Annotated in this window: 1 protein-coding gene; it reads right to left on the reverse strand. The window is 74.8% G+C overall.

Annotated features, from left to right (window positions below):
- A partial coding sequence (locus B7767_RS18455) for a type I polyketide synthase (protein WP_143652539.1) occupies nucleotides 1–5,511 on the reverse strand: 5,511 nt, incomplete at both ends.

The following is a 5,511-nucleotide window of genomic DNA, read 5'->3' on the forward strand; positions in this document are numbered from 1 at the left end:
CGAGTTCGGCGGCGCCGGGCGCGTCCGGGCCGCGCCGGCCGGTCAGCAGCAGGTGCCGCATGCCTGAGGCGGCGAGGCGGCGGGCGAGGTGTCCGCCGAGCGCGCCGGTGCCGCCGGTGATGAGGACGGTGCCGTCGGGGTTCCAGCGGCGCGGCATCGTCAGCACGATCTTGCCGGTGTGCCTGGCCTGGCTCATGAAGCGGAACGCCTCGCGTGCCCGCCGCACGTCCCACACCGTCACCGGCAGGGGCCGCAGGGCGCCCTCGGCGAACAGGTCGAGGAGTTCGCCGAGGAGTTCGCGGTTGCGCGCGGGTCCGGCCTCGCCGAGGTCGAAGGCCCGGTAGGTCACGCGGTCGATCGACCGCGGATCCCGGACGTCGGTCTTGCCCATCTCCAGGAACCGGCCGCCGTCCGCCGTCAGCCGCAGCGACGCGTCCACGAACTCACCCGCGAGCGCGTTCAGCACCACATCCACGCCCCGGCCACCACTCACCGCCCGGAACTTCTCCTCGAAGCCCAGATCACGCGACGACGCGATGTGGTCCTCGTCCAGCCCCAGACCCCGCAGCGTCTCCCACTTGCCCTCACTCGCGGTCGCGAACACCTCCGCACCCAGGTGCCGGGCCAGCTGCACCGCCGCCATGCCCACACCGCCCGCACCGGCATGCACCAGCACCGACTCCCCCGCCCGCAGACCCGCCAGGTCACGGAAGGCGTACAGGGCCGTCAGGAACACCAGCGGCACGGAGGCCGCCTCCTGCTGGGTCCAGGTGTCGGGGACGCGGGCCAGGTAGTGCTCGTCGGCGACGACGACCGGCCCGAATCCGCCGGGCACGGTGCCGAACACCCGGTCGCCGGGCCGCAGTCCGGTGACGGCGGCGCCGACGGCCGTGACCACACCGGCGGCCTCGGTGCCCATGGGGCCGGACTCGCCGGGGTACATGCCGAGGGCGTTGAGCACGTCGCGGAAGTTCAGGCCGGTCGCGTCGACGTCGATCCTCACCTCGTGGTCGCCGAGCGGCTGCAGCACCTCCGGGCACGGGGCGAGGACGAGGTTGTCCAGGGTGCCCTTGCCGGTGGTGTCGAGCCGCCACGGCACGCCGACGGGCGGGACCAGTCCGGCGCCGGTGGCGAGGCGGTCGAGCCGGCCGACGCGGACGGTGCCCTCGCGCACGGCGAACTGGGCGTCGCCGGTGGCGAGCAGGGCCGGCAGGGTCGGCAACAGCGCCTGGACGTCACCCGGTTCGTCGAGGTCGACGAGGACGAACCGGTCGGGGTTCTCGGACTGGGCCGAGCGCACCAGACCCCAGGCGGCGCCCGCGGCGAGGTCCCGTACGGTCTCGCCGTCGGCGGCGGCCATCGCCTCGCGGGTGACGAAGACCAGCCGGGTGCGGTCGAACCGGTCGTGATCGAGCCACTGGCGGACGAGTTCCAGGGCGTGGGCGGTGAGGGCGTGGACGGCGCCGGGGACGTCCGTGCCGGGGGCGGCGTACTCCCCCTGGAGCGGGACGAGCACGTAGTCGGGGGCGTCGGCCGGGTCGGTGAGGTCGGCGAGGGACGGCAGTCCGGTGCCGGTGCCGAAGACGTCGGCGCCCAGGGTGACGGCCCGCAGGCCCTCGGTGGGCTTGACCTCGGGGGCGGTGACCCAGTCGAGGCGGAACACCGGTTCCTGGCCGCCGGTGGCCGCCGGGGCGCGCGGCACGCTCGGGGCGCGCAGCACCAGCGACTCGGCGGACAGCACGGGTGCGCCCTCGGCGTCGGCCGCCGTGAGCGTGACCGACTCGTCGCCGAGCCTGGCGATGCGGACCCGCAGGGTGGTGGCGCCGCCCGCGTGCAGCGAGACGCCGTTCCAGATGTACGGCAGCAGCGGGTTGTCCTCGCTGCCGACGCCGAGGTAGCCGTTGGCGTGCTGGACCGCGTCGAGCAGGGCCGGGTGGATGCCGAAGTACTGGGCGTCCCCGGCGATCTCCTCGGGCAGGGCGACCTCGACGAAGGCCTCCTGTCCGCGGATCCACACCTTGCGCATCCCCTGGAAGCAGGGGCCGTACTCGGTGCGCTCGTAGGTGCCGTCGACGGGCACCGGGCGGGCGTCCGCCGGCGGCCAGGCGGGGACGTCGAACGGGGCGGTGTGCTCCGCGACGGTGAGGGTTCCGGTGGCGTGCCGGGTCCAGGGGCCGTCGGTGGCGTCGGACGGGCGGGAGTAGAACGCGATGGTGCGGGTCCCCTCTTCGTCCGGGGCGCCGAGGACGACCTGGAGGGCGGTGGGCACCTTGTCGTCGAGCACCATCGGGGTGGACAGGACGAGTTCCTGGACCCGGCCGCAGCCGACCTGGTCGGCGGCGCGGACGGCCATCTCCAGGTAGCCGGTGCCGGGCAGGACGACCGTGCCGCCGACCTTGTGGTCGAGCAGCCAGGGGTGGACCTGCAGGGAGATCTGGCTGGTGAACAGCGCGCCCTCGGAGTCGGCCAGTGGTACGGCGGCGCCGAGCAGCGGGTGGTCCGCGGAGACCAGGCCGGCGGAGCTGACGTCTCCGGTCAGGGCGGCCGGGCGGGGCCAGAACCGCTCCCGCTGGAAGGGGTAGGTCGGCAGTTCGGTGCGGCGGGCGTCGGTCCCCTCGAAGAAGGCGGACCAGTCGACGCGGACGCCGGTGACGTGGAGCCGGGCCAGCGCGGTGAGCAGCGCGGTCTCCTCGTCGCGGTCCGCGCGCAGCGCGGGCACGGCGACGGTGTCCTGGTCGGCGTCCAGGCAGCGCCGGGTCAGGGCGGTGAGGACGCCGCCGGGCCCGGCCTCCAGGAACGCGCTCACTCCGGCGTCGGCCAGGGCGCGCACGCCGTCGGCGAACCGCACCGTGTCCCGGACGTGGCGCACCCAGTAGTCGGCGGAGCACAGCAGGTCGGGGCCTGCGATCTCACCGGTCACGTTGGACACGACGGGGATGCGCGGCTCGGCGTAGGTCAGTCCCTCCGCGACCTCGCGGAAGGCGTCCAGCATGGGCTCCATCAGCGGCGAGTGGAAGGCATGACTCACCGACAGCCGCTGCGTCCTGCGACCCCGTGCGGCGAACTCCTCGCCGAGCGCGACGACTTCCTCCTCGGCACCGGAGACGACGACGGACCCGGGACCGTTGACCGCGGCCAGGGCGATCCCGTCCGTGAGAAGCGGGACGATCTCCTCTTCGGTGGCCTCGATCGCCACCATCGCGCCGCCCGCCGGGAGGTCCCCCATCAGCCGGGCACGGGCCGCGACCAGCGTGCACGCGTCCTCCAGCGACAGCACTCCGGCCACGTGCGCGGCCGCGATCTCCCCCACCGAGTGACCCGCCACGAACTCCGGCCGCACACCCCAGCTTTCGACCAGCCGGAACAGCGCCACCTCGACGGCGAACAGCGCGGGCTGGGTGTAGCCGGTCGCATCGAGGAGCTCCGCCTCCGGCGTGCCCTCCTCCGCGAACAGCACCTCACGCAACGGGACTTCACCCGCGACGTCCAGACGGTCCAGTACGGCGTCCAGCGCCTGCGCGAACACCGGGAACCGGGCGTACAGCTCACGTCCCGTCCCCGCCCGCTGCGAACCCTGACCCGAGAACAGGATGGCGGTGGTGCGGTACGCGGCGCGGCCCCGCGCCACCTCGAAGGGTTCCCCGCCGGGTCCGGCGAGGAGGACCGCACGGTGGTCGAGCAGCGCGCGGCCGGTGGCCAGGGAGTGGCCCACGTCCAGCGGGGACCTGCCGGTCAGGGCGGTGATGCGGGCCACCTGGGCGTCCAGGGCCGCCTCGGACTTCGCGGAGACGGGCCACGGAACGACCGAGGGGGCCGGAGCGGGGGCCGCCGTGCCGGTCGTCGCGGAGCCGGCCGGCTCGGGCACCGCCTCGGGCTCGGGTGCCTGCTCGATGATGGTGTGCGCGTTGGTGCCGCTGATACCGAAGGACGAGATGCCCGCACGCCACGGCCTGCCGGTCTCCGGCCAGGGGGAGGGCTCGGTGAGCAGGCGCACCGCGCCCGCCTCCCAGTCGACGTGCGTGGAGGGCCGGTCGACGTGGAGGGTCTTCGGCAGTACGGCGTGCCGCATCGCCATGACGGTCTTGATGACGCCGGCGACACCGGCGGCGGCCTGGGTGTGACCGATGTTCGACTTGATGGAGCCGAGCAGCAGCGGACGCTCCGGGTCCCGGCCCCGGCCGTAGGTGGCCAGCAGGGCCTGCGCCTCGATCGGGTCGCCCAGCGGGGTGCCGGTGCCGTGGCCCTCGACGGCGTCCACGTCGGCGGGGGTGAGTCCGGCGCTCGCCAGGGCCTGCCGGATCACACGCTGTTGCGACGGACCGTTGGGGGCGGTCAGGCCGTTGGAGGCGCCGTCCTGGTTGACGGCCGAGCCGCGGACCACCGCGAGCACCTCGTGCCCGTTGCGACGGGCGTCGGAGAGCCGCTCGACGACGAGCAGGCCGACGCCCTCGGACCAGCCGGTGCCGTCGGCGGCGTCCGCGTACGCCTTGCAGTGGCCGTCGGTGGCGAGGCCGTTCTGCAGGGTGAAGCCGGAGAAGCCGGACGGGGTGCTCATGAGGGTGACGCCGCCCGCGACGGCGAGGTCGCACTCGCCGGCCCGCAGCGCCTGGAGCGCCCAGTGCAGGGCGACCAGGGAGGAGGAGCAGGCGGTGTCGACGGTGACCGCCGGGCCCTCCAGGCCGAAGGTGTAGGCGAGCCGGCCGGAGACGACGCTGGCGGCGAGCCCGGTGCCGGCGTGGCCCTCCAGGTCCTCGCGGGAGTTCATCACGAGGGTGGAGTAGTCCTGGCCGTTGGTGCCGACGAACACGCCGGTGCGGCTGCCGCGCAGCCCGTCGGCGTCGATGCCGGCCCGTTCGAACGCCTCCCAGGTGGTCTCCAGGAGCAGGCGCTGCTGCGGGTCCATGGCGATGGCCTCGCGGGGGGAGATCCCGAAGAAACCGGCGTCGAACTCGGCGGCTCCTTCGACGAATCCGCCCCTGAGGGTGGCGCTGTGGCCGCGGCCGTCCGCGCCGCCGGTCGCCAGGGTGGCGAGGTCCCAGCCCCGGTCCTCGGGGAAGGCCTGGATGCCGTCGCGGCCCTCGCTCAGCATCTGCCACAGGTCCTGCGGGGAGCGCACGCCGCCGGGGAGGCGGCAGGCCATGCCGACGATGACGACCGGGTCGTCGGACGGCCCGGCGGCGTTCTCCCGGTCGGGCCCGGACCCGGTGTCCTGCTCGCCGAGGAGTTCGGCGAGCAGGTGCTCGGCCAGGGCCTGCGCGGTCGGGAAGTCGTAGACCGTGGTGGCGGGCAGGCGCAGCCCGGTGGCGAGGGCGAGCCGGTCGGGCAGCTCGATCGCGGTCAGTGAGTCGAAGCCCAGGTCGCGGAAGTTGCGGTCGGGGGCGACGGCCTCCGGCCCCGGGTGGCCGAGGACGGCGGCGGCGTGGGTGCGGACCAGGTCGCCGAGGGCCGCGGTGCGGTCGGCGGCGGGCAGTTCACGCAGCCGCGCGGCGAGCCCGGAGGCGGCCGTCTCGG

Origin of the sequence: Streptomyces sp. 13-12-16, assembly GCF_002114215.1 — a bacterium.
Classification (GTDB): Bacteria; Actinomycetota; Actinomycetes; order Streptomycetales; family Streptomycetaceae; genus Streptomyces.